At 71.1% G+C, this 24,419-nt stretch carries 17 protein-coding genes, 3 tRNA genes and 2 pseudogenes; 11 read left to right on the forward strand and 11 right to left on the reverse strand.

The window, feature by feature from the left end; translation table 11 throughout:
* Positions 1 to 220 precede the first annotated feature (220 nt).
* Entirely contained in the window at positions 221 to 1,870 is a 1,650-nt protein-coding gene (locus tag ABZ865_RS02045; protein WP_361222469.1) for a M4 family metallopeptidase, read from the reverse strand.
* A gap of 139 nt (positions 1,871 to 2,009) precedes the next feature.
* On the opposite strand from ABZ865_RS02045, the gene ABZ865_RS02050 reads away from it, so the two are divergent.
* Complete coding sequence (locus tag ABZ865_RS02050; RefSeq protein ID WP_361222470.1) at positions 2,010 to 2,447, forward strand: gamma-glutamylcyclotransferase family protein; 438 nt, start codon at positions 2,010 to 2,012, stop codon at positions 2,445 to 2,447.
* A 33-nt stretch (positions 2,448 to 2,480) separates the two neighbouring features.
* Here the strand turns inward: ABZ865_RS02050 and ABZ865_RS02055 are convergent.
* The 5 genes and pseudogenes from ABZ865_RS02055 to ABZ865_RS02075 all read right to left on the reverse strand — a co-directional run.
* Positions 2,481 to 2,669, reverse strand: a pseudogene (locus tag ABZ865_RS02055) (arylamine N-acetyltransferase); the annotation flags it as partial.
* A gap of 122 nt (positions 2,670 to 2,791) precedes the next feature.
* Complete coding sequence (locus ABZ865_RS02060) at positions 2,792 to 3,946, reverse strand: transposase (protein WP_361222472.1); 1,155 nt, start codon at positions 3,944 to 3,946, stop codon at positions 2,792 to 2,794.
* A gap of 143 nt (positions 3,947 to 4,089) precedes the next feature.
* Positions 4,090 to 6,477 carry a molybdopterin-dependent oxidoreductase gene (locus ABZ865_RS02065; RefSeq protein WP_361222473.1) on the reverse strand — a complete coding sequence of 796 codons (2,388 nt, stop codon included), beginning with the start codon at positions 6,475 to 6,477 and terminating at the stop codon, positions 4,090 to 4,092.
* A gap of 174 nt (positions 6,478 to 6,651) precedes the next feature.
* Positions 6,652 to 8,121: a membrane-associated oxidoreductase gene (locus ABZ865_RS02070; RefSeq protein WP_361222475.1), complete on the reverse strand. Its 1,470-nt coding sequence runs from the start codon at positions 8,119 to 8,121 to the stop codon at positions 6,652 to 6,654.
* A gap of 2 nt (positions 8,122 to 8,123) precedes the next feature.
* Complete coding sequence (locus tag ABZ865_RS02075) at positions 8,124 to 8,816, reverse strand: ElyC/SanA/YdcF family protein (protein ID WP_361222477.1); 693 nt, start codon at positions 8,814 to 8,816, stop codon at positions 8,124 to 8,126.
* A 165-nt stretch (positions 8,817 to 8,981) separates the two neighbouring features.
* On the opposite strand from ABZ865_RS02075, the gene ABZ865_RS02080 reads away from it, so the two are divergent.
* The 5 genes and pseudogenes from ABZ865_RS02080 (at position 8,982) to ABZ865_RS02100 (ending at position 15,985) form a co-directional block, all read left to right on the forward strand.
* On the forward strand, positions 8,982 to 9,896 hold the full coding sequence (locus ABZ865_RS02080) for a sirohydrochlorin chelatase (protein WP_361222479.1): 915 nt from the start codon (positions 8,982 to 8,984) through the stop codon (positions 9,894 to 9,896).
* Between the two features lie 122 nt (positions 9,897 to 10,018).
* On the forward strand, positions 10,019 to 11,311 hold the full coding sequence (locus ABZ865_RS02085; RefSeq protein WP_361222481.1) for a deoxyguanosinetriphosphate triphosphohydrolase: 1,293 nt from the start codon (positions 10,019 to 10,021) through the stop codon (positions 11,309 to 11,311).
* 104 nt (positions 11,312 to 11,415) lie between these two features.
* Positions 11,416 to 12,681 (forward strand): FAD-dependent oxidoreductase, encoded by a 1,266-nt coding sequence (locus tag ABZ865_RS02090; RefSeq protein ID WP_361222482.1) that lies wholly within the window; start codon positions 11,416 to 11,418, stop codon positions 12,679 to 12,681.
* 47 nt (positions 12,682 to 12,728) lie between these two features.
* Positions 12,729 to 14,636: a DNA primase gene (gene dnaG, locus ABZ865_RS02095; protein ID WP_361222483.1), complete on the forward strand. Its 1,908-nt coding sequence runs from the start codon at positions 12,729 to 12,731 to the stop codon at positions 14,634 to 14,636.
* A 69-nt stretch (positions 14,637 to 14,705) separates the two neighbouring features.
* Positions 14,706 to 15,985: pseudogene (locus ABZ865_RS02100) on the forward strand (RNA polymerase sigma factor).
* Positions 15,986 to 16,043: 58 nt separating this feature from the next.
* Here the strand turns inward: ABZ865_RS02100 and ABZ865_RS02105 are convergent.
* The 4 genes from ABZ865_RS02105 to ABZ865_RS02120 form a co-directional block, all read right to left on the reverse strand.
* On the reverse strand, positions 16,044 to 17,972 hold the full coding sequence (locus ABZ865_RS02105; RefSeq protein ID WP_361222485.1) for an ABC transporter ATP-binding protein: 1,929 nt from the start codon (positions 17,970 to 17,972) through the stop codon (positions 16,044 to 16,046).
* Positions 17,972 to 19,705 (reverse strand): ABC transporter ATP-binding protein, encoded by a 1,734-nt coding sequence (locus tag ABZ865_RS02110; protein ID WP_361222487.1) that lies wholly within the window; start codon positions 19,703 to 19,705, stop codon positions 17,972 to 17,974. Before ABZ865_RS02110 ends, ABZ865_RS02105 begins: the two co-directional genes overlap by 1 nt.
* Before the next feature lie 172 nt (positions 19,706 to 19,877).
* Complete coding sequence (locus ABZ865_RS02115) at positions 19,878 to 21,317, reverse strand: FGGY family carbohydrate kinase (protein ID WP_361222488.1); 1,440 nt, start codon at positions 21,315 to 21,317, stop codon at positions 19,878 to 19,880.
* 107 nt (positions 21,318 to 21,424) lie between these two features.
* Positions 21,425 to 21,724 (reverse strand): YtxH domain-containing protein, encoded by a 300-nt coding sequence (locus ABZ865_RS02120; RefSeq protein WP_361222489.1) that lies wholly within the window; start codon positions 21,722 to 21,724, stop codon positions 21,425 to 21,427.
* A gap of 158 nt (positions 21,725 to 21,882) precedes the next feature.
* On the opposite strand from ABZ865_RS02120, the gene ABZ865_RS02125 reads away from it, so the two are divergent.
* The 3 genes from ABZ865_RS02125 (at position 21,883) to ABZ865_RS02135 (ending at position 22,286) form a co-directional block, all read left to right on the forward strand.
* A tRNA-Asn gene (locus tag ABZ865_RS02125) sits at positions 21,883 to 21,955 on the forward strand.
* Between the two features lie 6 nt (positions 21,956 to 21,961).
* Positions 21,962 to 22,034: transfer RNA gene (locus ABZ865_RS02130), tRNA-Asn, on the forward strand.
* 178 nt (positions 22,035 to 22,212) lie between these two features.
* Positions 22,213 to 22,286: transfer RNA gene (locus tag ABZ865_RS02135), tRNA-Ile, on the forward strand.
* A 192-nt stretch (positions 22,287 to 22,478) separates the two neighbouring features.
* On the opposite strand, the gene ABZ865_RS02140 is transcribed toward ABZ865_RS02135, so the two are convergent.
* Positions 22,479 to 23,015, reverse strand: coding sequence for a hypothetical protein (locus ABZ865_RS02140; RefSeq protein ID WP_361222490.1), 537 nt, complete (start codon positions 23,013 to 23,015; stop codon positions 22,479 to 22,481).
* Between the two features lie 643 nt (positions 23,016 to 23,658).
* Here ABZ865_RS02140 and ABZ865_RS02145 point away from each other — a divergent pair.
* Positions 23,659 to 23,919, forward strand: a complete 261-nt coding sequence (locus ABZ865_RS02145; RefSeq protein WP_361222491.1) for a hypothetical protein — start codon at positions 23,659 to 23,661, stop codon at positions 23,917 to 23,919.
* A complete protein-coding gene (locus tag ABZ865_RS02150; RefSeq protein ID WP_361222493.1) occupies positions 23,891 to 24,418 on the forward strand; it encodes a DUF6879 family protein in 528 nt (175 codons plus the stop codon). Before ABZ865_RS02145 ends, ABZ865_RS02150 begins: the two co-directional genes overlap by 29 nt.
* Position 24,419 lies beyond the last annotated feature (1 nt).

Consider the following 24,419-nt stretch of genomic DNA (forward strand, 5'->3'; position numbering starts at 1 on the left):
ACGGGTGGCGCCCACGGCCCCCACACGGACTAGCGGCGCCGAGTTCCGGCAGGTCATGGGCGGGTGCGAGCGTGTCGGCGAAGAGCACACGAATGGAGCGCCGGTCACCGATGAACGGGTGACCGCCCCCCTCGGCCGCGCCGGAACGCGAACGCCAACGCGAAGGGCCGCCACGGCGCATCCGGCCGGGGCGGCCCCTGTCCTGCCCGTGGTGTCGGGGTCAGTTCACGTTGACGGCGCTCCAGGCGGCCGCCACCGCGTTGTACTCCGCGCTGCCCGCGCCGTACAGGTCCTTGGCGGCGTTCAGCGTGGCCGTCCGCGCGCCCGCGTAGTTCGTGGAGGAGGTCATGTAGACCGTCAGCGCCCGGTACCAGATCTTGCCGACCTTGTCCCGGCCGATGCCCGTCACGGACTGGCCGTTGGACGTCGGCGAGTCGTAGTTCACGCCGTTGATGGTCTTCGGGCCGCTGCCCTCGGCGAGCAGGTACGCGAAGTGGTTGGCGACGCCCGAGGAGTAGTGCACGTCGAGGTTGCCGACCGAACTGCTCCAGTAGTCCGCCGAGTTGCCGTCCTTGGACGGCTTGTCCATGAAGCGCAGGGCGGGCTTGCCGAAGCCGGACTTCACGATCTTCTCGCCGATGAGGTAGTCGCCCTGGTCGGAGGGGTTGCTGGCGTACCACTCGACCATCGTGCCGAGGATGTCGGAGGTGGCCTCGTTCAGGCCGCCGGACTCGCCCGAGTAGGTCAGCGCGGCCGTCTTCGAGGTCACCCCGTGCGACATCTCGTGCCCGGCCACGTCGAGCGCCACCAGCGGGCCGAACGTCGTCCCGTCACCGTCGCCGTACGTCATGCAGAAGCAACTGTCGTCCCAGAAGGCGTTGTTGTAGTTGCTGCCGTAGTGGACGCGGTTGTACGAGCCCTTGCCGTCGCCGGCGATGCCGTTGCGGCCGTGGACGTTCTTGTAGTAGTCCCAGGTCTCGTTCGTGCCGTACTGGGCGTCGACGGCCGCCGTCGCCCGGTCGGAGTTGACGCCCGTGCCCCAGTGGTTGTCCGCGTCCGTGAACAGGACGGCGGGGGCCCGGCTGAAGCAGATGCCGAAGAAGCACAGGTCGGTCTTGTTCTGCGCGTCACCGGTGTAGGTGTTGCCGCGGGTCGGGTCCTTGAGCTGGTACGACGACCCGGACAGGGTCGTCTCCAGCGGCACGGTTCCGCTGTAGAGGGACTTGCCGTCGCCGGCGGCCGTCTCGATGCTGTCCCAGGCGTCGATCTGGGCGCCGGTGCGGGCGTCGGTCAGCACGGTGCGGGCGACCGGGTTGCCGAGCGAGTCCTGGCCGACGGCGTTGGTCCGCCAGGCGAGCCTCGGCGCACCGTGCAGGGCGTCGACGACCAGCTCCGGCTTGGCCTTGACCTGCCGCAGCGGCTCGCCGAGGTTGGCGGCGCGCAGGGCGTTCACGGCGAGGTCGGCGGCCTTCGGCGCGGACAGCTTCGGGGTGACGGTGGGGAGGGATATCAGGCTCCTGGTGGCCCGGTCGGCGCTCCTGTAGCCGCCGCCGGGGGCCAGGTGGACCACGAAGTCGCCGCCCAGCACCGGGAGTTGGTGGTACGTGCGGTCGTAACGGACGTGCTGGGTTCCGTCCTTGTCGACGATCACGTCACGGACGCTGGTGTCCTGTGCGGGGGTCAGGCCCAGGCTCGTGGCGTGCGTGAGGAGTGCCGAGGCCGCGTTCTCGATCGCGGTGGCCCGGGTCGGTCTGGCGTCTGCGTGAGCGGTGGGAGCGAGTGCGGCGGCCAGCAGAGTGGCCGTGGTGGCGGCGAGGCCGGCCGTGGCGAGACGACGGGATCCTCGGACGTGCTGCCGTATCCGACTCATCTGTCTCCTTGGGGGAGGCGCCTTCGAGGCGTGGGGGTGGCGCTGATGTCGACTGAGATTTAAGAGTGCATGACATGTCATGTCCATAGCGCCGCCATGGAGATGTGTGGGGAGCCGGAGCAGGTCCAGAATCGTTTCCGTGATCACCCCCGCCCCCGCGCCGCCCCCGCCCCTCCCCTTCTTCGTCTACGGCACCCTGCGCCCCGGCGAGGCCAACCACGACCTCTTCCTGCGCGGCCGCACGGAATCGGAGGAACCGGCACGCCTCGACGGGGCCGTGCTGTACGACGGCCCCGGCTACCCCTACGCCGTCGAGGAACCCGGGGGAGAGGTGCGCGGCGAGCTGGTCACCGCGCTCCCGGGGGCGTACCCGGAACTGCTCGCCGACCTGGACCGCCTGGAGGAGTACACCCCCGGCGACCCGCGCAACCTGTACGAGCGCGTCGCCCGCGACATCGTGCGCGCCGACGGCACCACCGCACGGGCCTGGGTGTACGTGGCCGCCCCACGCGTCGCCGCCGAGCTGCGGGCCCGCGGCACCCGCATCCCGGACGGCGACTGGCTGACCCGCCGCTGATCAGACAGGCGGCGCCGGCCTGTTCGTCACCGATCAGCGCAGCAGCCTGAGCCCCTCGGGCACGGTGATGCCGAACTCCTCGTCCACCACCCGGCGCGCCTCCGCCTCGTCGGCCAGCTTGCGCTCGGTCACCGTGCCGTCGGCGCGGGTCTCGACGAACCGGTCGCCGTCGAGGGAGAGATGCCGTTCGGCGGTGGTCCGCTGGAGATAGGGGCGCTGGGTCACCTTCTCGGCCGTGAACGGCCGAGCTTGTGCGCTCGGTCGTTCACACCTCGTCGCGCTCCCGACTGCCCCCTACGACGGGACGGTCACGGGTCGCATCCACCCAGCCCCTCCAACGTGTGTCAGGGGGAGGGTGCGGGTGCGGTGACGAACACCCACGCCGAGCGTGCGCGGTCGCGCACGTTGACCCCGGCGACGTGGTCGGCCGGGCCAGCGAGCCCGCACCGACGACAGCGGAAATGATCCCGGTCGGGCCGGTTGGCCCGCTCGGTGTGCCCGCAGCGCGGACAGCGCTGCGAGGTGTAGGCGGAGTCCACCTCGAGGAACGGCACCCCGGCCTTCTTGGCCTTGTAGGCGAGGTGCTGTCCGAGCTGGTGGAAGGGCCAGGAGGAGAGGGTGTCCCGCTGGTCGCGGCGTAGCCGTACCCGCTCACGGATCCCGCCGAGTGCCTCCACGGCGATCCCGCGACCGGTGCGTTGCGCGACGGACACGATCTCCTTGCTGATCTTGTGGTTCACGTGGTTGGCATGGCGCTTCTCCTTCTGCGCGCGGCGGGCGAGGCGGCGGGTGGCCGAGGGGGTCTGCTTCGCCTGGAGTTCGGCGCGTTTGCGGGCCTGCCAGCGCCGGTAGCGGCCCAGGCGACGCCCTTGGTAGTTGGTGCCGTTGGATGTGGTGGCCAGGTTCACGATGCCCCGGTCCACCCCGATCCAGTCGACCGGCTCGTACACCTCGGGATCCGGGAGGTCGCAGGTGGCGATCAGATACCACTTCCCGCCCCGGCAGATGAGGTCGCTCTCGCCCTTGCGGTACTGCACCAGGGTCTTGAGATGATCAGCAGAGCAGGCGAACCGGACCCCCCTCATCCGCCCGTCCACGGTCCAGATCGACACGGTACGCGCGTCGTACTGCCACGACAGACAGCGGTCGTCGAACGGCTGCGCCGCCTCCGGACGGAACGAGATAGGCGAGCCCACAGCCTTGCGGTACCGCCTGGACGTGGGCCGGCCCAGGTTCCCGGATTGCAGTTTGGCCTTCAGCGCCGCGTAGGCGTCGACGACCTTCTTCACCGCCCGCACCGCCGGCTGCGCGGACAGCCCGAACGTGGCCTTCAGCTCCCTATACACCTGCTTCTGCAGGCCGTTGCGCTCCTTCAGCCCTTGGGTGAAGGCAACCCGCGAGGCGTAGGTGGCGGCCCGGTTGCAGGCGCGCAGGGTCGCCTCCAGCGCCGACGCTTCCTGCGGTGTCGGCAGCAGCTTCACCTGGACCACCAGCCTCATGAGACCGGACCGTAGTGCGACAGCCGCACACGCGACCGGCACTTCTGCATCGATCACCAGTCCCGGTGATCGATGGGACGGCTGTTCGCATTCCTCGGCTCCGCCGTGCGGCCGTTCTGTTCGGTGTCGGACATGCACCGAACCTATGCGACACCCTCCTGTGGTCCCAGGGCCTCCACCCGCACCGCGCACGTCTTGAACTCCGGCATCCGGGAGGTCGGGTCCAGGGCCGGGTTGGTGAGGGTGTTGGCGCGGCCCTCGCCCGGCCAGTGGAAGGGCATGAAGACGGTGTCGGGGCGGATGCCCGTGGTGATGCGGGCGGGGGCAACCGCGCGGCCGCGCCGGGAGACCACGGCGAGGGGATCGCCCTCGGCCGCGCCGAGCCGGGCCGCGAGGCGCGGGTGCAGTTCGACGAACGGGCCGGGCGCGGCCGCGTTCAGCTCCGCCACGCGGCGGGTCTGCGCGCCCGACTGGTACTGCGACACCACCCGGCCGGTGGTCAGCAGCAGCGGGTACTCGGCGTCCGGCTCCTCCGCGGCGGCCCGGTGCGCCACGGCCACGAAGCGAGCCCGGCCGTCCTCGGTGGCGAAGCGGTCGAGGAAGAGACGAGGGGTCCCGGGATGCGGATTCCCGGCTTCCCCGGCTTCCCCGGCTTCCGCGGCTTCCGCGGCCTCCTCGGCCTTGACGAACTCCCCGGCTTCCCCGGCCTCACCAGCCTCCCCGGCGGGGTCCTCCGGCAGGGTGTCGAGCGTCGCGTCCTCGCCGTCGTCGATCCCGGAAGGGTCTGCCGGGAGGCCCGCCCGGGGGTCGGCCGGAGTGTCTGCCGGGAGGTCAGCCTGGGGGCTCGCCGGAGTGTCTGCCGGGAGGTCAGCCTGGGGGCCCGCCGGAGTGTCTGTCGGGAGGCCCGCCTGGGGACCGGTCGGAGGGTCTGCCGGGCACGGCCAGAAGACGCCGTTCTCGTCGGCCAGCCGCTGGTACGTGATGCCCGAGTAGTCCGCGGGGCCGCCCGCGCTGGCCCTGCGCAGCTCCTCGAAGACCTCCTCGGGGTCGGTCGGGAAGCCCTTCTCCACGCCGAGGCGGGCGGCCAGCTCGTGCAGGACGTACAGGTCGCTGCGGACCCCGGCGGGCGCGGTCACCGCCTGGCGGCGCAGCAGGACCCTGCCCTCCAGGCTGGTCGTCGTGCCCGTCTCCTCGGCCCACTGGGTGACCGGCAGGACGACGTCGGCCAGCTCCGCCGTCTCCGAAAGCACGACGTCGCACACGGCCAGGAAGTCCAGCGAGCGCAGCCGCTCCTCGATGTGGGCCGCGCGCGGCGCCGACACCACCGGGTTGGACCCCATGAGCAAGAGCGAGCGGACGTCCGTGCCGAGGGCGTCCAGCAGCTCGTACGCGCTGCGGCCGGGACCGGGCAGGGAGTCCGGGTCCACGCCCCACACCTCGGCCACGTGCCGCCGGGCCGCCGGGTCGTCCAGCTTGCGGTAGCCGGGCAACTGGTCGGCCTTCTGGCCGTGTTCGCGCCCGCCCTGCCCGTTGCCCTGCCCGGTCAGACAGCCGTACCCCGACAGCGGCCGGCCCGCACGGCCGGTCGCCAGGCACAGGTTGATCCACGCCCCCACCGTGTCCGTGCCCTTGGACTGCTGTTCCGGCCCCCGCGCGGTCAGCACCATCGCGGACTCCGGCGCGCAGAACAGCCGTACCGCCTCCCGGAGCTCGGGAACGGACACCCCCGTGATCCGCTCCACGTACTCCGGCCAGTGCGCCATCGCCGCCGCGCGGGCCTCCTCCCAGCCGGTCGTACGCTCCCGGATGTACTCCTCGTCCGTACGGCCCTCGGCCACCACCAGGTGGAGCAGGCCCAGTGCCAGCGCCAGATCGGTGCCGGGGCGGGGCGCGAGATGCAGGTCCGCCTGCTCGGCCGTCTTCGTCCGGCGCGGGTCCACGACGATCAACGTGCCGCCGTTCTCCCGCAGTTCGCGGAAGAAGCGCAGCGAGGGCGGCATGGTCTCGGCGAGGTTGGAGCCGACGAGGATCACACAGCCGGTGCGCGGGATGTCCTCCAGCGGGAAGGGCAGCCCCCGGTCCAGGCCGAACGCCTTCGTGCCGGCGGCCGCCGCCGACGACATGCAGAACCGGCCGTTGTAGTCGATCTGTGAGGTGCCCAGCACCACCCGCGCGAACTTGCCGAGCGCGTACGCCTTCTCGTTCGTCAGGCCGCCCCCGCCGAACACCCCGAGCGCGTCGGCACCGCTCTCCGCCCGCACCGACGCCAGCGCCCCGGCGATCCGGTCCAGCGCCTCCTCCCAGCTCGCCTCCACCAGCCGGCCGCCGTCCCGCACCAGTGGCGAGGTCAGCCGCACCCCGGCCGACAGCACCTCCGCCGCCGTACGCCCCTTGCCGCACAGCGCGCCCTGGTTCACCGGGAAGTCCGGCCGTTCGGTCACCTCGACGCCCCCCTGGGGCAGGGGCGAGACGGTCATCCCGCACTGCAGGGCGCAGTACGGGCAGTGGGTGGGCGTCGAGGTGTTCTCCATGCGGTCCAGCGTGCGTCGGGCGTGTTACGACCCGGACCCGCTGCCTGTTACACGCCCGGCACGGCGACCTCCCCGCAGGGCCGGGCGCGGCGTGAGGTCCCGGTTCCGTTCTCCCTGCTCGCTGCCGGTGAGGCGCGCTACTGCCGGTTCAGGGAGCTGCTCGGGTTCAGGGAGCTACTGCCGGTTCAGGGAGCGGGTGACGCCCGCCGCGATCGTCGTCGCCAGCACCCAGCCGGTGGCGATCAGCACGTACGACAGCCACTGGTACCAGCCGCGCGGCGCGAACGCCGCCTCCTGGCCGAAGTCGATGATCGGCAGCAGCAGGTCGAGGGTGTAGAAGAACGGGTTGAACGCGGGCGCCTCGGCGTGTTTCAGCTCGGGCGGATGGTGCAGGGCGAACGCCAGCGTGCCGGTGCACAGCAGCAACAGCAGCCAGCCCGCGGCCCGCATCGGGCGGAAGCCGTAGCCGACGGCCGCGTCCTGGAGGTAGCCCCACAGCCGGGCGTACGCCGGGAGGGTGCGGCGGTGGCGGCGGAGCTTGGCCAGCTGGACGGTGCGCGCGGCGGCGTCGTCGCCCACCGTGCGGTAGGCGGCGGTCAACTGCTCGTAGGGGTGGGGGAGATAACCGTCCGGCTGGCGCTCCAGCAGGGGAAGGCGCCGCTCGGCCGGGAGGTGCGGGCTCAGGACGCGGTAGCTGAGCCCGTCGATCAGGACCTGCCCGGGCCACACCTCGGGCGGTACGTGCAGCAGGTCGAACTGGGCACGGCGCAGATTGACGGCTCCCTCGATCGGCGCGGCCTCCCGCAGCCACAGCTCACCGATGACACTGCTGCTGGCGCGCAGGACCTGGCCGCCGGGGTTGGACAGACGGGCGTAGGCGAGGTTGAGCTGGCGGGGGATCCGGGCACCGCCCAGATTGACCCGGCCACGGACCCGCAGCCGCATGGCGTGCAGGTCGGTGCCGACGGTCAGGACCTCGGCGTTCAGCACGGTCTCGCCGGGGGCGTTCAGCTCCGCGTCGTTGAGGTTCACCTGGTTGCGGACGATCGCCCCGTTCAGGTGCACCTTGCCGTGCGTGACCAGCTCCGGGGCCCATATGTCCGTGCCCAGCTCGGCGTGGTTGAGCTGGAGCACGGGCTCCTCCGGGACCTCGTCGGGAGTGCCGAGCCGCGCCCTGTCGGCGAACAGCGCCCCGGACAGCTTCGCCCCCTGCAGCCGTACCGGCCCCGTGGTCCGGCAGCGGCTGATCCGTACGACCCCCTCGGCGCGCAGATTTCCGGCCATCAGCCCCGGCAGCACCGAGTCGCTCAGAATCAGGGCGACGACCCGCGCCCCGTACAGATTGGGTTCCTCCTCGAAGTGGCAGGAACGCAGCCGGACGGAGTGGCCGACCGTGCCGTACATGAGGTTCAGCTTCCCGGTGATCCGCGCGCCCGTCACCTTCAGGCCGGCTATCCGCCCCTCCCGCACCGGCCCGTCCAGCAGCAGTTCCCGTAACACCTCCGCCCGCAGGGTGCGTTCGGGACCCCAGGAGGCGCCCTGCGCGGGGTCCTCGTCGTCGGCCTCCCGGAAGTCGACGCCCCCGCCGAGCGGGAAGGCGTCCAGCACACGGCGCTCGGCCGGCGTCAGGTCCGTGATCTCCATGCTCAGTCCCGCGCCCCCGCCCGCGCCCCAGCCAGTGCCTTCGTGACGCCCTGCTCGCGCGGCCCGAGGAAGGTCGGATCCGGATGGAACGCCGCGTCCAGCGCCGCCTTGCCCGCCGCGAACACCTCGCGCGTGCCGCCGTAGTACCAGGTCGCGTCGTGCTTGTCCTGGACCCCGACGCCGTACGACTCCACCCCCGCCGCCTCGCACAGCGCCACCGCCCGGCGGATGTGGAAGCCCTGGCTGATCAGCACCGCCCGGTCCACCCCGAAGATCTTCTTGGCCCGCACACAGGAGTCCCAGGTGTCGAACCCGGCGTAGTCGCTGACGATCCGCGCGTCCGGCACACCGTGCCGGGTCAGGTAGGCGCGCATCGCGTCCGGCTCGTCGTAGTCCTTGCGGCTGTTGTCCCCGGTGACCAGCACGACCTTGATCCTGCCCGCCCGGTACAGCTTCGCCGCCGCGTCCAGCCGGTGCGCGAGGTACGGCGACGGCTCCCCCTTCCACAGCCCGGCGCCGAAGACGACGGCGACCTCGGTGCGCGGCGCGTCCGCCGTCGTACGGAGCCGGTCGGCCGTCGACACGTACAGCCAGGTGACCGGCAGCAGCGCCAGCACACACGCGGCCATCACGGCCTGCACCAGCCGCCGCTGCCCGGTACGGGTGCGCGGCAGCCGCGGTCGACGGATCCTCATCCGGTCCCCCATGTGTTCGGTTTCCGACCATGGAGGACGCGAGGGACACCGACGCGGTTCGCCTCACGTCGCCTCACGCCCCACGGCCGCCCGCGGTGATCGTACGGAAAACGCCTGTGACGGCCCGGCAACGGGGTCGCAACCTCGCACCGGCAGGATCCTTCCATGACGGCGTCGAACCCTCCCCGCGACGAGCCCCGCGTCCACCGCGACAACCCGGCGGACCTGAGCCTGGCGGACCCCAGCGCGTCGGACCTGAGCACGGCGGACCTCAGCGCGGCGCACCTGCTGAACAGCATCAGCAGCCGGCTCGCCGGACAGCTCAGGCTCGTCGCGCCGCCCGGGCGCCGCCGGCCGGCCCCGCCCGCCCTCGTCCTGGTCGCCCACGGCAGCCGCGACCCGAGCGCGCTGTCCACCGTCCGGGCCCTGATGGACCGGGTACGACAGCTGCGCCCCGGCCTCCCCCTCCACCTGGGCCACATCGAGCTGAACGAGCCCCTGCTCCCCGACACGCTCGCCGCCCTCGGCGACACCCCCGCCGTCCTCGTCCCGCTGCTCCTCGGCCGCGGCTACCACGTCAAGCAGGACATCCCCGAGATGGCGGCGGCCTCCCCCGTACGCGCACGCGTGGCCGCGCCTCTCGGCCCGCACCCGCTCCTCGTGGAGGCCCTGCACGCCCGCCTGACCGAGGCCGGCTGGCCCCCGGCCATGGACGACACCGACCGCCGCTCGACCGCCGTCGTCCTCGCCGCGGCGGGCTCCCGCGACCCCGACTCCGCCGCCGACACCCGCCGCACCGCCCGCCTCCTCGCCGCCCGCCTCGACGTCCCGGTCGTCCCCGCGTACGCCTCGGCGGCGAGCCCGACGGTCCCGACGGCCCTGCGCGCCCTGGCGTCGAGGGGCCGCCACAGAGTGGCCGTCGCCTCGTACTTCACGGCCCCGGGCCGCTTCGCCACCCAGTGCGCGGACCAGGCCCCCTGGATAGCCTCGGCCCCCCTGGGCGCCCACGACGCGATGGCCCGCCTGATCCTCCACCGCTACGACCAGAGCCTGTCAACACGGTCGACGGAAGCTGCCTAAGGGGCGCGGGGAACTGCGCGACCAGCCCCACACCACCTGCACTCGCCCAAAAACAGAACTACGCAGGCGACTAGGCGCACCGACGCACCCCAATTGTCACTGCCGACCCTTACTGTCGAACCATGGAAGGCACCGCAGGTACCGGCACCGCACCACCCCCCGGCTACGACCCGGCGTCAGCCGACCGCTGGGCACCCGAACCCGACAAACGCCCCGGCCGCACCGCCTTCCAACGCGACCGCGCCCGCATCCTCCACTCCGCGGCCCTCCGCCGTCTCGCCGGCAAGACCCAGGTCGTCACGCCAGGCGAGCGCAGCGCCCACGCCTGGGACGCGAGCCCCCGCACCCGGCTGACCCACTCGCTGGAGTGCGCCCAGGTGGGCCGGGAACTGGGCGCGGCCCTCGGCTGCGACCCCGATCTCGTCGAAGCCGCCTGTCTCTCCCACGACCTCGGCCACCCCCCTTTCGGTCACAACGGCGAACAGGCGCTGAACGAGTTCGCCGACGACTGCGGCGGCTTCGAGGGCAACGCCCAGTCCCTCAGGCTCCTCACCCGCATCGAGCCCAAACGCTTCACCGCCGAAGGCTCCGTCGGCCTCAACCTCACCCGCGCCGCCCTGGACGCCGCCACGAAGTACCCCTGGCCGCGCGGCGCCCACCCCACGAACCCGGCGTCCCCGAAGTTCGGGGTGTACGAGGACGACCGCCCGGTCTTCGACTGGGTCCGCAAGGAGGCCCCCGGCACCCGCACCTGCTTCGAGGCGCAGGTCATGGACTGGTCGGACGACGTCGCCTACTCGGTGCACGACGTCGAGGACGGCCTGCACGCCGGCCACATCGACCCCGACTGCCTGCACGCCGAGCCCGAACGGCAGGCGGTGTTCGAGGTCGCCATCGGCCGGTACGTCCCCACCGGCACCGATCCCGCCGAACTCGCCGCCGCCCTTGACCGCCTCCAGGGCCAGGAGTGGTGGCCGCACGGCTACGACGGCACGGCGGTCGCCCAGGCCCGCCTCAAGGACGCCACCAGCCAGCTCATCGGCCGGTTCTGCCTGGCCGCCGAGGGCGCCACCCGCGCCGCCTACGGCAGCGGCCGGCTCACCCGCTACGGCGCCGAACTCGTCGTACCCCACGAGACCCGGTTGGAGTGCGCGGTGCTCAAGGCCGTCGCCGACCGGTACGTGATGCAGCGCGCGGAACAGGAACGGCTGCGCGCCGACCAGCGTGTCGTCGTCGCCGAACTGGCCGAGGCGCTCACCGCCCGCGCCCCCGACGGCCTGGACCCCCAGTTCCGGACCCTCTTCGAAGAGGCACCCGACGACCACGCCCGCAAGCGGGTGATCGTCGACCAGATCGCCTCCCTCACCGACGCCTCGGCCCGCTCGCTGCACGCGAGACTCACGGGGCATATGTGAAGGGAAAGTGACCCTGGATGGCCTGATCGGGTCACTACCCCTTCCCGCACCACGCCGTGTGCGGGACGCTCGCATGTGGCGACATCCTTAAGAGGAGGCATCAAGTGGTCGACGCGGATCAGACATTCGTCATCGTCGGAGGCGGCCTCGCCGGCGCGAAGGCGGCCGAGACGCTCCGGGCGGAGGGCTTCACCGGGCGCGTGATACTGATCTGCGACGAACGCGACCAGCCGTACGAGCGGCCGCCCCTGTCCAAGGGCTACCTGCTCGGCAAGGAGGAGCGCGACAGCGTCTTCGTGCACGAGCCCGCCTGGTACGCGCAGAACGACATCGAGCTGCATCTCGGCCAGACCGTCGACGCGATCGACCGCGCCGGGAAGACCGTGCGCTTCGGGGACGACGGCACCGTCGTCCGCTACGACAAGCTGCTGCTCGTCACCGGCGCCGAACCCCGCCGCCTGGACATCCCCGGCACCGGTCTGGCCGGCGTCCACCATCTGCGCCGCCTCGCCCACGCCGAGCGCCTCAAGCACGTCCTGCACAACCTCGGCCGGGACAACGGGCACCTCGTGATCGCCGGCGCAGGCTGGATCGGCCTGGAGGTCGCGGCGGCGGCCCGTGAGTACGGCGCCGAGGTCACGGTGATCGAGCCGGAGCCGACCCCGCTGCACGGCGTGCTCGGCCCCGAGCTGGGCAACGTCTTCGCCGAGCTGCACCGCGAGCACGGCGTCCGGTTCCACTTCGGGCGGCGGCTCACCGAGATCGTCGGCCAGGACGGCATGGTCCTCGCGGCCCGCACCGACGACGGCGAGGAGCACCCGGCGCACGACGTCCTCGCGGCGATCGGCGCGGCACCGCGGGTCGCGCTCGCGGAGGCCGCCGGGCTGGAGCTGGCCGACCGGGCGCGGGGCGGCGGTGTCGTGGTGGACGAGCGGCTGCGCACCTCCGACCCGGACATCTACGCGGCCGGTGACGTGGCGAACTTCCCGCTCGCCCTGTTCGACACCCGGCTGCGGGTGGAGCACTGGGCCAACGCGCTCAACGGCGGCCCGGCGGCCGCGCGCGCGATGCTCGGGCAGGACGTCGTCTACGACCGCGTGCCCTACTTCTTCACCGACCAGTACGACCTGGGCATGGAGTACAGCGGATGGGCGCCGCCGGGGTCGTACGACGAGGTGGTGATCCGGGGCGACGCGGGCAAGCGGGAGTTCATCGCGTTCTGGGTGAAGGAAGGACGCGTGCTGGCCGGGATGAACGTGAACGTGTGGGATGTCACAGAGCAGATCCAGAAGCTGATCCGCTCCCAGGCCCAGGTGAACACCGAGGCCCTCGCTGACCCGCACGTCCCCCTCGAGGGCCTGGCCTCCTGACCGCCGCGAGCGCCATCGCTGTCACACCGCCCCCGTAGAATTCATCCGTGGCAGGACGGATCAACGACGAGGACGTGAAGGCGGTACGGGACGCGGTCCCGATCGACGCCGTGGTCTCGGAGTACCTCCAGCTGCGCAACGCCGGTGGCGGCAACCTCAAGGGGCTGTGCCCCTTCCACGACGAGAAGTCGCCGTCCTTCCAGGTCAGCCCGAGCAAGGGACTCTTCCACTGCTTCGGCTGCCAGGAGGGCGGCGACACCATCACCTTCGTGATGAAGGTGGACCACCTCTCCTTCTCGGAGGCGGTGGAGCGGCTGGCCGGGCAGGCCGGCATCACGCTGCGCTACGAGGAGGGCGGGTACAACCCCGCCCACCAGCGTGGCGAGCGCATCCGGCTGGTCGAGGCGCACAAGATCGCCGCGCAGTGGTACGCCGAGCAGCTCGCCGTCAGCCCCGAGGCCGAGACCGGCCGGATCTTCCTCGCCGAGCGCGGTTTCGACCAGGCCGCCGCCGTCCACTTCGGCGTCGGCTACAGCCCCCAGGGCTGGGACCACCTCACCCGCTATCTGCGCGGCAAGGGCTTCACCGACAAGGAGCTGGTGCTGTCCGGGCTGTCCCAGGAGGGGCGCCGCGGGCCCATCGACCGGTTCCGGGGCCGGCTGATGTGGCCCATCCGGGACATCGGCGGCGAGGTCGTCGGCTTCGGCGCCCGCAAGCTGTACGAGGCGGACAACGGCCCGAAGTACCTGAACACGCCCGACACCGCGATCTACAAGAAGTCGCAGGTCCTGTACGGCATCGACCTCGCCAAGCAGCACATCGCCAAGTCCAGCCGGGCCGTCGTGGTCGAGGGGTACACCGACGTCATGGCCTGCCATCTGGCGGGCGTGACGACGGCCATCGCGACCTGTGGCACGGCCTTCGGCGGCGACCACATCAAGATCCTGCGCCGGCTGCTGATGGACAACGGCTCGGCCCGCGTGATCTTCACCTTCGACGGCGACGCGGCCGGCCAGAAGGCGGCCCTGCGCGCCTTCGAGGACGACCAGAAGTTCGCCGCCGAGACGTACATCGCCATCGCCCCGGACGGCATGGACCCCTGCGAGCTGCGCCTCGCCAAGGGCGACGAGGCGGTCGCCGACCTGGTCGAACCCCGCACTCCGCTCTTCGAGTTCGCGCTCCGCCAGATCGTGAGCCGCTACGACCTGGACACCCCGGCCGGCCGTGCGGCCGCCCTGGACGAGGCGGCGCCCATCGTCGCCCGCATCAAGAACAGCGGCGCGCAGCACGAGGTCGCCGTCGAGCTCGCCGGCATGCTCGGCATCCTCGACACCCAGTTCGTGGTCAAGCGGGTGGCCCAGCTGGCCCGTTGGGCCCGTGAGCGGGGCGGCAAGGGCGGCCCGCAGCAGCAGCCGCGCGGCCCGCAGCAGCAGTGGGAGGCCGCCGCCCCCCGCCCCGCGAGCAGCGGCCCGGCCCTCACCCTGCGCAACCCCGTCTTCGCCACCGAACGCGAACTGCTCAAACTCGCCCTGCAGCGCCCCGAGCTGGTGTCGCCCGCGTTCGACGCGTACGGCGTCGACGAGTTCACCGCGCCGCCCTACGCGGCGGTCCGCCAGGCGATCGCGGAGGCGGGCGGCGCCGAGTACGGCACGCAGGACGCGCAGGAGTACCTGGTCCGGGTCCGCGAGGCGGCGCCCGACGACACGGTGCGGGCGATGGTGACCGAGCTGGCGGTGGAGGCGATCATGCGCCGTACCGTCGACGAGGCGTACGCGGGCGAGCAGCTCGTCGCCGTCCGCCGCAGGGCCGTCGCCCGTCGGCTCACCGATCTGCAGAGCACGCTGACCCGGCTCGGGCACTCGGATCCGGCCCAGTCGGCCGCCGTCCAGAACGAGATGATGATCCTCACCAGGTACGAAAGGGCCCTCCAGGACGAGGGACCGTCGGCCCTCTGAGGGGCCGGGATCACCAGGCCGTCACGGACCGAACGCAAAAAGTCACCGCACGCCCCTCGTGGCGGGCATGTGTCGTACTCCACACTGGGTGCGGTGCCCGAGTCATCGGAGCGCAGGCCGTCGACTCTCCGCTCCCGAAGTGCCGCTGCCGCACACCTTGAGCAGCGATCATCCTGGAGGTCGCCCCCGTGCAGACCCAGACCCTCACCCAAAACGACAGCACCACCAGCGCAACCGCCGACGAGGCGGACGCCGACTCCGACGTCCTCGTGGCCGTGCCCCCGCAGAGCCGTGGCCTCCACCACCCGGAGGCGGCCGACGAGCCGGCGGAACCGCCCGCCGAGGCGCTGACGGACGACGCCGACGAGCCCGGTGCGGCGGGCGAGGCCGCGGAACCCGTCGAGGCGCCGGTCACCGCGCGTGCCAACGACACCGGCGGCCCCTCCTCGGACCTGTTCCGCCAGTACCTGCGCGAGATCGGCCGCATCCCGCTGCTCACCGCCGCCGAGGAGGTCGAGCTCGCCCGCCGGGTCGAGGCCGGGCTGTTCGCCGAGGAGAAGCTGAGCAACACGCCCGACCTGGACAGCCAGCTCGCGCTCGACCTGGACCGGCTCGTCGTCATGGGCCGGATGGCCAAGCGGCGCCTCATCGAGGCCAATCTGCGGCTCGTCGTGTCCGTGGCGAAGCGGTACGTGGGCCGCGGGCTGACCATGCTCGACCTGGTCCAGGAGGGCAACCTCGGGCTGATCCGCGCGGTGGAGAAGTTCGACTACGCGCGCGGCTACAAGTTCTCCACGTACGCCACCTGGTGGATCCGCCAGGCCATGTCCCGCGCCCTGGCCGACCAGGCCCGCACCATCCGGGTGCCGGTGCACGTCGTGGAACTGATCAACCGGGTCGTCCGCGTCCAGCGCCGCATGCTGCAGGAACGGGGCTACGAGCCGACCCCGGACGAGGTCGCCGCCCACCTGGACCTGCCGCCCGAGCGGGTGTCCGAGGTGCTGCGCCTCGCCCAGGAGCCGGTGTCCCTGCACGCCCCGGTCGGCGAGGAGGACGACGTCGCCCTCGGCGACCTCATCGAGGACGGCGACGCCGCGAGCCCCGTCGAATCGGCGGCCTTCCTCCTCCTCCGCCAGCACCTGGAGGCGGTCCTCTCCACCCTCGGCGAGCGCGAACGCAAGGTCGTCCAACTCCGCTACGGCCTCGACGACGGCCGCCCCCGCACCCTGGAGGAAATAGGCCGCCTCTTCGGCGTCACCCGCGAACGCATACGCCAGATCGAATCCAAAACCCTCAACAAACTCCGCGACCACGCCTACGCGGACCAACTGAGGGGCTACCTGGACTGAAGAGGGGGCGCTCACTGACGTGAGCGCCCCCTGTCTCGATACGAACGACCCTCGAAGGTCAGTCGACCTCGGCCACCGCCTGCGCGAACTGGGCCTTGTACAGGCGCGCGTACGCGCCGTCCGCCGCCAGCAGGTCCGTGTGGGTGCCCTGTTCGACGATGGAGCCGTTCTCCATGACGAGGATGGTGTCCGCGTCCCGGATGGTGGAGAGACGGTGGGCGATGACGAACGACGTGCGGCCGTCGGCGAGTTTGGCCATCGCCTTCTGGATCAGCACCTCGGTACGGGTGTCGACGGACGACGTCGCCTCGTCCAGCACCAGGATCGTCGGGTCGGACAGGAACGCCCGCGCGATGGTGATGAGCTGCTTCTCACCGGCGCTGACCCCCGTGCCCTCGTCGTCGATCACGGTGTCGTAGCCGTCGGGGAGGGTACGGACGAAGCGGTCGGCGTGCGCGGCACGCGCGGCCTCCTCGATCTCGCCCCGGGTCACCTCCCGCGCCGCGCCGTACGCGATGTTCTCCGCGATGGTGCCGCCGAACAGCCAGGTGTCCTGCAGCACCATGCCGATCCCGGACCGCAGTTCGTCCCGGGACATCTTCCGGATGTCCACGCCGTCGAGGGTGATCCGCCCGCCGGAGACGTCGTAGAACCGCATCAGCAGGTTGACCAGCGTGGTCTTGCCCGCGCCGGTCGGGCCGACGATGGCGACCGTGTGCCCGGGTTCGACCGTCAGCGACAGGTCCTCGATCAGCGGCTTCTCGGGGTCGTACCGGAAGGACACGCCCTCCAGCGCCACCCGCCCGCGCAGCCGCTCCGGCCGCTCGCCCGGAACCGGGTCCGCCTCCTGCTCCTCCGCGTCCAGGAGTTCGAAGATCCGCTCTGCCGAGGCGACACCGGACTGCACCAGGTTCGCCATCGACGCGACCTGCGTCAGCGGCATCGAGAACTGCCGTGAGTACTGGATGAAGGCCTGCACGTCACCGATGGACAGCGTGCCGGAGGCGACGCGCAGACCGCCGACCACGGCCACCAGCACATAGTTGATGTTCGACACGAACATCATCAGCGGCTGCATCACACCGCTGTTGAACTGCGCCTTGAATCCGGCCTCGTACAGCGCGTCGTTCTGCTCGGCGAACAGCTTCGCGGACTCCTCCTGCCGCCCGAACACCTTCACCAGGGTGTGCCCGGTGTACATCTCCTCGATGTGCGCGTTCAGCTTGCCGGTGGAGCGCCACTGCTGCACGAAGTGCGGCTGCGACCGCTTGCCGACCCGGGTGGCGACCACGAAGGACAGCGGGACGGTCACCAGGGCGACCAGGGCCAGGATCCAGGAGACGTAGAACATCATCGCGAGCACGCCGATGATGGTCAGCACCGAGTTGATCAGCTGGCCCATCGACTGCTGCAGCGTCTGCCCGATGTTGTCGATGTCGTTGGTGGCCCGGGACAGCACCTCGCCGCGCTGGCGCTTGTCGAAGTACGACAGCGGCAGCCGCGACAGCTTGCCCTGCACGGCCTCGCGCAGCCGGTACATCGTGCGGTTCACCGCCCGGTTGACCAGCCGGGTGGCGACCGCCATCAGCAGACCGGCCACCAGGAAGGTGACCAGCGCGATCAGCAGGACCTCCCCGACGGCGTCGAAGTCGATGCCCTTGCCGGGGGTGAAGTCGGTGCTCTTCAGCATGTCCGCGACGGAGCCCTGGCCCCGCGCGCGCATCGAGTCGAGCACCTGCTCCTTGCTGGCCCCGGCCGGCATCTGCCGGCCGATGATCCCGGCGAATACCAGGTCGGTGGCCTTGCCGAGGATCTTCGGGCCGATCACGTTCAGGGCCACGCTGATGACGACGCATGTCAGCAGCGCGTAGATCGTGACCCGTTCCGGTTTGAACTGGGCGACGAGCCGTTTGCCCGACCCCTTGAAGTCCATCGAGCGCTGGTCGGGGCCGCCCCCGGCCATCATGCGTCCCATGGGCCCGGCCATCAGGCAGCCTCCGCTTCCGTGAGCTGGGAGAGGACGATCTCCCGGTAGGTCTCGTTGCTCGCCATGAGCTCGTGGTGGCGGCCGGAGCCGACCACCCGGCCCTCGTCGAGGACGACGATCCGGTCCGCGTCCCGGATGGTCGCCACGCGCTGGGCGACGATCACCACGGTGGCCTCGGCGGTCTCCTGGCCCAGCGCCGCGCGCAGCGCCGCGTCCGTGGCGTAGTCGAGCGCGGAGAAGGAGTCGTCGAAGAGGTAGATCTCCGGGCGCTGGACGAGCGTGCGGGCGATGGCGAGACGCTGGCGCTGACCGCCGGACACGTTGGTGCCGCCCTGCGCGATCGGCGCGTCCAGCCCGCCCTCCAGCTTCTGCACGAAGTCCTTGGCCTGCGCCACCTCCAGGGCGTGCCACAGCTCCTCGTCGGTGGCGTCCGGATTGCCGTAGCGCAGGTTGGTGGCGACCGTGCCCGCGAACAGGTACGGCTTCTGCGGCACGAGGCCGACGGTCCTGGCGAGCAGCCGCGGCTCGACCTCCCGGACGTCGACGCCGTCGACCAGCACCTCGCCCTCGGTGGCGTCGAACAGCCGCGGCACCAGCCCCAGCAGGGTGGACTTGCCGCTGCCGGTCGAGCCGATCACGGCGGTCGTCTCGCCGGGCCGGGCGACCAGGTCGATGGACTTCAGCACCGGCTCCTCGGCACCCGGATAGCGGAAGCCCGCCCCGCGGATCTCCAGATGCCCGTGCCGGCGCAGCTCGGCGACCGGCGCGAGCGGCGGCACCACGCTCGAGTCGGTGTCCAGCACCTCCTCGATGCGCTCGGCACACACCTCCGCGCGCGGCACCATCATGAACATGAAGGTGGCCATCATCACGGACATCACGATCTGCATCAGATAGGCGAGGAACGCGGTCAGGTCACCGATGCGCATCCCGCCGCTGTCGATGCGGTGCGCACCGAACCACACCACCGCGATGGACGACAGGTTCACCACCGTCATCACCATCGGGAACATCAGCGCGAGCATCCGGCCGGTGGCCAGCTGCATCTCCGTCAGCTCGCCGTTGGCCTTCCCGAACCGCCCCTGCTCGTACTCGTCCCGGACGAAGGCGCGGATCACCCGGTTGCCGGTGATCTGCTCGCGCAGCACCCGGTTCACCGTGTCCAGGCGGACCTGCATGGTCCGGAACAGCGGCCGCAGCCGCCGGACGATCAGCGTCACGCAGATGCCCAGCACCGGCACGACCGCGACGAGCACTCCGGACAGCGGCACGTCCAGGCCGAGGGCCAGCACGATGCCGCCGACGCACATGATGGGCGCCGACGCCATCAGCGTGAACGTCATCAGGGCCAGCATCTGGACCTGCTGGACGTCGTTCGTCGTACGGGTGATGAGCGAGGGCGCCCCGAAGTGACCCACCTCACGCGCGGAGAAGGCCTGCACCCGGTCGAAGACCGCGCCGCGCACGTCCCGGCCGAGCGCGGAGGCGGTCCGGGCGCCGAAGTACACGGCGCCGATGTTGCACACGACCTGCGCCAGCGAGATGCCGATCATCAGGGCGCCGGAGGACAGGATGTAGTCCGTGTCACCCTTCACGACACCGTTGTCGATGATGTCCGCGTTCAGCGTGGGCAGGTAGAGAGTGGCGCAGGTCTGCAGGAACTGCAGCAGCACCAGAAGGGCTATGGGTTTCTTGTAGGGCCTGAGGTAGGTCCGCAGAAGTCGTATGAGCACGCTACGTCTCTCGGAGTCGGCGGTAGGGGGCTGAGGTGGTTGCCCCTGGCCCCTATCGTCGAACACTCCACCGGTGTTACCTCAACCGATTAACCCAACAGCGGACAACCGTACGGCTGTACGGCTACGGCCCGCTCCCAACAGGTTTACGACCTTCCGGACATCCCAAGCGCTATGCCCGGAACGCACCCGGATGGGTCTGCTCCCGCACCGCCACGAACTGCTGCCGCACCGCCTGGCCCACGGCCAGCTCCTCACCCGGCTCCAGCACCTGCGCGGCCGCGCCCCGCCAGGACGGCGGGGTGCGCGGATCGAGTGTGCCCTGCGACACACCGAGCGCCCAGGCGGCCTGCCGGGCGGCGCCGATCGCCGTGTAGTCGGCGGGCTGCGGTACGACGACCTGCGCGCCGAACAGCGCGGGCGCCGCGGACTGCACGGCGGGCAGCTCGGCGGCCGGGCCCAGCAGGAAGATCCGCCGCACGTCCACGCCCCGCCCGCGCAGCACGTCCAGCGCGTCCGCGAGCCCGCACAGCATGCCCTCGAACGCGGCCCGCGCCAGATGCTCCGGCCGCATCGACTCCCGCCGCAGCCCGGCGATCGTGCCGGCGGTGTGCGGCAGGTTGGGCGTCCGCTCACCCTCCAGATAGGGGAGCATGACCAGCCCGTGGGAGCCCGGTGTGGACTTCATCGCCAGCTCGGACAGGCTCTCCAGGTCGGGCAGGCCGAGCAGTTCGGCGGTGCCGCGCAGGGTGCGCACGGCGTTCAGGGTGGTCACGACCGGCAGGTGCATGCCGGTGGCGTCGGCGAGCGAGGTGATCATCCCGGACTGGTCGGCGAGCGCCTCCGGGTGCACGGCCATCACCGAGCCGGACGCTCCGAGCGAGACGACCGCGTCCCCCATCCCGATCCCCAGCCCGAACGCGGCGGCCATGGTCTCCCCGGTCCCGGCGGAGATCAGCAGCCCCTCCGGGGTCGTACCGGCGGCCTCGGACGGGCCGATCACCTCGGGCAGCATCGCCTGGTGGCCCAGGGCCAGCTCGACCAGGTCGGGCCGGTAGGCGCCGGTGGCCGCGGACCAGTAGCCGGTGCCGGACGCCCCGCCGCGGTCGGTCGTCCTGCGCACGGGCCGCCCGAGCAGCTGCCAGACGAGCCAGTCGTGGGCCTGCAGCAGCACCGCGGTCCGGCGGGCGTTCTCGGGTTCGCTCTTCGCCAGCCAGCGCAGCTTGGTCACCGGCTGCGCGGCCCCCGGCACACTGCCGACCGCCTGAGCCCAGGCCTCCCGGCCGCCCAGCGCGTCGATCAGGTCGGCCGCCGCGACCTGCGCCCGCTTGTCGCCGCCGATCATCGCCGGGCGCACGGTGTTGCCCTGCGCGTCGAGCGGGACCAGCGCGTTCTGCTGCGCGGAGACGCCGATGGCCTGCACGCCCTCCAGCAGACCGCCCCCCGCGGCCTCGCCCAGGGACAGCAACCAGGCCTGCGGATCCACGTCGCTGGGGCGGCCCTCCATCGGATGCGGGGCATACCCCTGCCGCAGCACGGCACCGGTGTCCGTGTCGCAGACCACGATGCGAGTGAAATCGGACGAGCTGTCCAAGCCGGCGACTATCCCCATACGGAGAATTTTGCAGCATCGCCGCGCGGGCTTTGGCCGTGGGCGGTCAAGCAGGTGGGAGGGGCGCGGTGGGGCGCGCCGTGGGGGCGCGCCGCGGGGGCGATCCCCTACGTGTTGCTCGTGCCCCAGTCGTCCTCGGGGGTGCCGTTCATGTGGCGCAGGGAGCGCATGCGCTGGGCCACGGCTTCGGGGACGCGGTCACCGACTTTGTCGCTGACAGTGTGGAAGGCCTTGCCGGCGTAGACGCGGCCCTGCTGGGCGGCGGTCTCGGCGGTGTTGCGGACGGCGGGGTTCTGCGCGATCCGCTGAGCGGACTTCTTCAGCTGCTCGTAGCGCTCGCGTCCGGCCCTGGTGCCGAGGACGTAACCGAGGGCGAGTCCGGCGACGAACGTGAGCCGGTAGCGCATGGCGGCCACCCTTCCCTTGCGTAGGTCTCTGGTGCGGCGTCGGGGCCTGGGGATACCGATTGGCGGAGCACCCCCCTGCTTGCGCTAATGTATGTGTCGCAGCGAGCGCCCGCCCCCTGGCGATTACCCAGGTAGGTGCGTTCGATGCAACGAGGCGATCCTCCGTAGCTCAATTGGCAGAGCAGCCGGCTGTTAACCGGCAGGTTACTGGTTCGAGTCCAGTCGGGGGAGCTTCGGTCCTCCGTAGCTCAATTGGCAGAGCAGCCGGCTGTTAACCGGCAGGTTACTGGTTCGAGTCCAGTCGGGGGAGCGCAATGAACGAGGGCCCCTTGGGGGTCCTTTTTCATGTCCCCGGGAACCGCCGCGGCCTGCGCGGATGTCCTCAAGGTCAGGAAGCAGCGCAGAAGCCGACCATCCGAGGCAGGAGATCGTATGAGCGGCTATGCTGCGGCAGACGGCGCGCACACTTGTACGCGACACGCCGCTATGGGGCGGTAGCTCAGCCGGTTAGAGCAGCGGACTCATAATCCGTCGGCCGTGGGTTCGAGTCCCACCCGCCCCACCTTCGCTGGTCGGCGCAGGAACGTTTTCACCTGCGCCGACTGTGCACCGCCCGCTCCGCGGTCTCTTGGAGCGACACGCCGGAGATCGTTAGCTCAGCCGAAGCTCAACCGAAGTGCAGGCGATCAAGGTACGAAGAAGCCCCGACCGACGAGGTGCCGGCCGGGGCCATCGGGATCGTGCTCTGCTGGTCTCAGGCGAGGGCAGGGGCTCCGATTCCCAGCGGGCACGGAGTGCCCGGGTGGAAGAGGTTCGGGCAGCACACGACGGACAGCGAGAGCAGGCTGCGAGCCTGGGTGTAGTGAACCCAGGCGATGTCCACCCCTCGGGGGAGAACGTCGGACGTGTACGCGATCTTCGCGTCCAGGCGCTCGTATGCCTGGCCGCCGTCGGTCCGCTCGAATGGCGGGTTGTCGGTGTAGTGCCGCGTCAGCCACTCGATGGCGTCGCTGACATCCGTCCAGGTGCGGTCGGCCGCGACTTGCCCCTGCTTCACCAGCCAGTGACCGGACATCAAGGGCGGCAAGCTGGAGGTGGCGAACTCGCCGGCAGCTTGCTGATACCGGTCGGCGTGGCCTGCCTCAGGCGCGGGCCGTACAGGGTGGGGCGGCCGTCGGTTGCCTTCCTTGGCGTAGTCGACTGGTGCGCCGATCCAAGGGCCGAACCCGTGCCAATGGCCCTTCCAGGTCTGGCTGGTGACCTGGGGTACGTCGGGGGCAGTGATGGTCATAAGTCCTCCAGGTATCGGCCCCGGCCGGATCGGCGTCCGGCCGGGGCCTGCCCGTGCCCGGCACGCCGTCGCGCCGGGTCCGGGAGCCTACTGCCGGGGTCTGACACCTACCCGCCGTACCGGGCCGGTCTGGCGGGGCACCGGCTTGCACCCCCCTTGTGGACGTACACCGTGCTGCCGGGCCCGGAGGCCGACATGTTGATGAGCGGCTCGGGCTCGCCCTCGATCGGCTGGTTGCAGCGCGCGCAGATCATCGCCGGACACCCCCGCGCTCTGCGCGGCGGGCCGTTGACCACGCGCGGCGGAGGCGGCCCGCCTCGGGGCACGCAACGGCGGTGTTCCTGTGACAGGCGCGGCAGGTGCTGCAGTGCTTCAGCAACGCCTTGTACTCGGCTGCTGCAGGCACCGCCTGGATGGCTTTAGTCTTCTGCACGTCGACGCTCCTCACGTGGCGTTGGCCGCGCCCCGGGAGGCCCGCCGCTTCGCCGGGGTTTCGTCTGTCTCAAGAAGCTATGAGTGAGGTGTGCAGCACAGCCAGCGATGTGCATCGATGTACACGCGTCTTGTTTCGCCCCTTGACCTGCCAAGCCCTGCGCATGACGGTGGTGTACATCTCTGAACACGAAGCGTGCAGGAGGCGGTCATGCCCTTACGGTTCATCGGGATCGACCCGAATACCGGCACAGGTGAAAGCCCCACGGTGTGGGTCGACGACAGCAAGAACGAACTGGTTATCCAGGGATGGAAGCCAGGCCCTGAACTCGAAGCAGAGTGCGCAACGTTCGAGGTCCCCGGCCACGCGTCAGGCATCCCTGAGCATGAGGCAGTTGTCCGAATCCCGGCCCGCATGGTGCCGATCCTGAGGAAGGCGTGCGATGCCGCAGAACGTGCCGAGCTTCGATGAGCTGCTGGACGGCGCGCAGAGCTCAGCCGTCCACCTCGAGATGCGAGACGCCTACGGAGTCGCCAGCGAGGCCGACGACTTCGCCCGCTGGAAACGCACCGGGCAGCGTGACACTGACCCCGACTCGCCCTACTGGGGTCCGTGGGTGGCGCTCATCCGCCGCACCGTCGCCCGCGGCGTGACCGTGCGCCGTGCCCGCATTGTTTCCGAGCCGGTGAGCGACTACATCCGGTACGAGCATGCGAGCACCGTCGTCAACCTAGGGGCCGGCGAACAGGTGCGGTGGCTCGCGCGTCGGCGCGCCTCCGATATCGCGCTTCCGGGCAATGACTTCTGGCTGATCGACGGCCGCCTGGTCCGGTGGAACCACTTCACCGGGAACGGTGCATCGGCGGGTGGCGAGATCAGCGAGGACCCGGCCGCGGCGAAGCTGTGCGCCGACGCGTTCGAAGCGGTGTGGGCACGCGCCGTCCCGCACGAGAACTACAAGATCACCTAAC

It is taken from the genome of Streptomyces sp. NPDC047085, from assembly GCF_040643735.1.
In the GTDB taxonomy this organism is placed as follows: Bacteria; Actinomycetota; Actinomycetes; order Streptomycetales; family Streptomycetaceae; genus Streptomyces.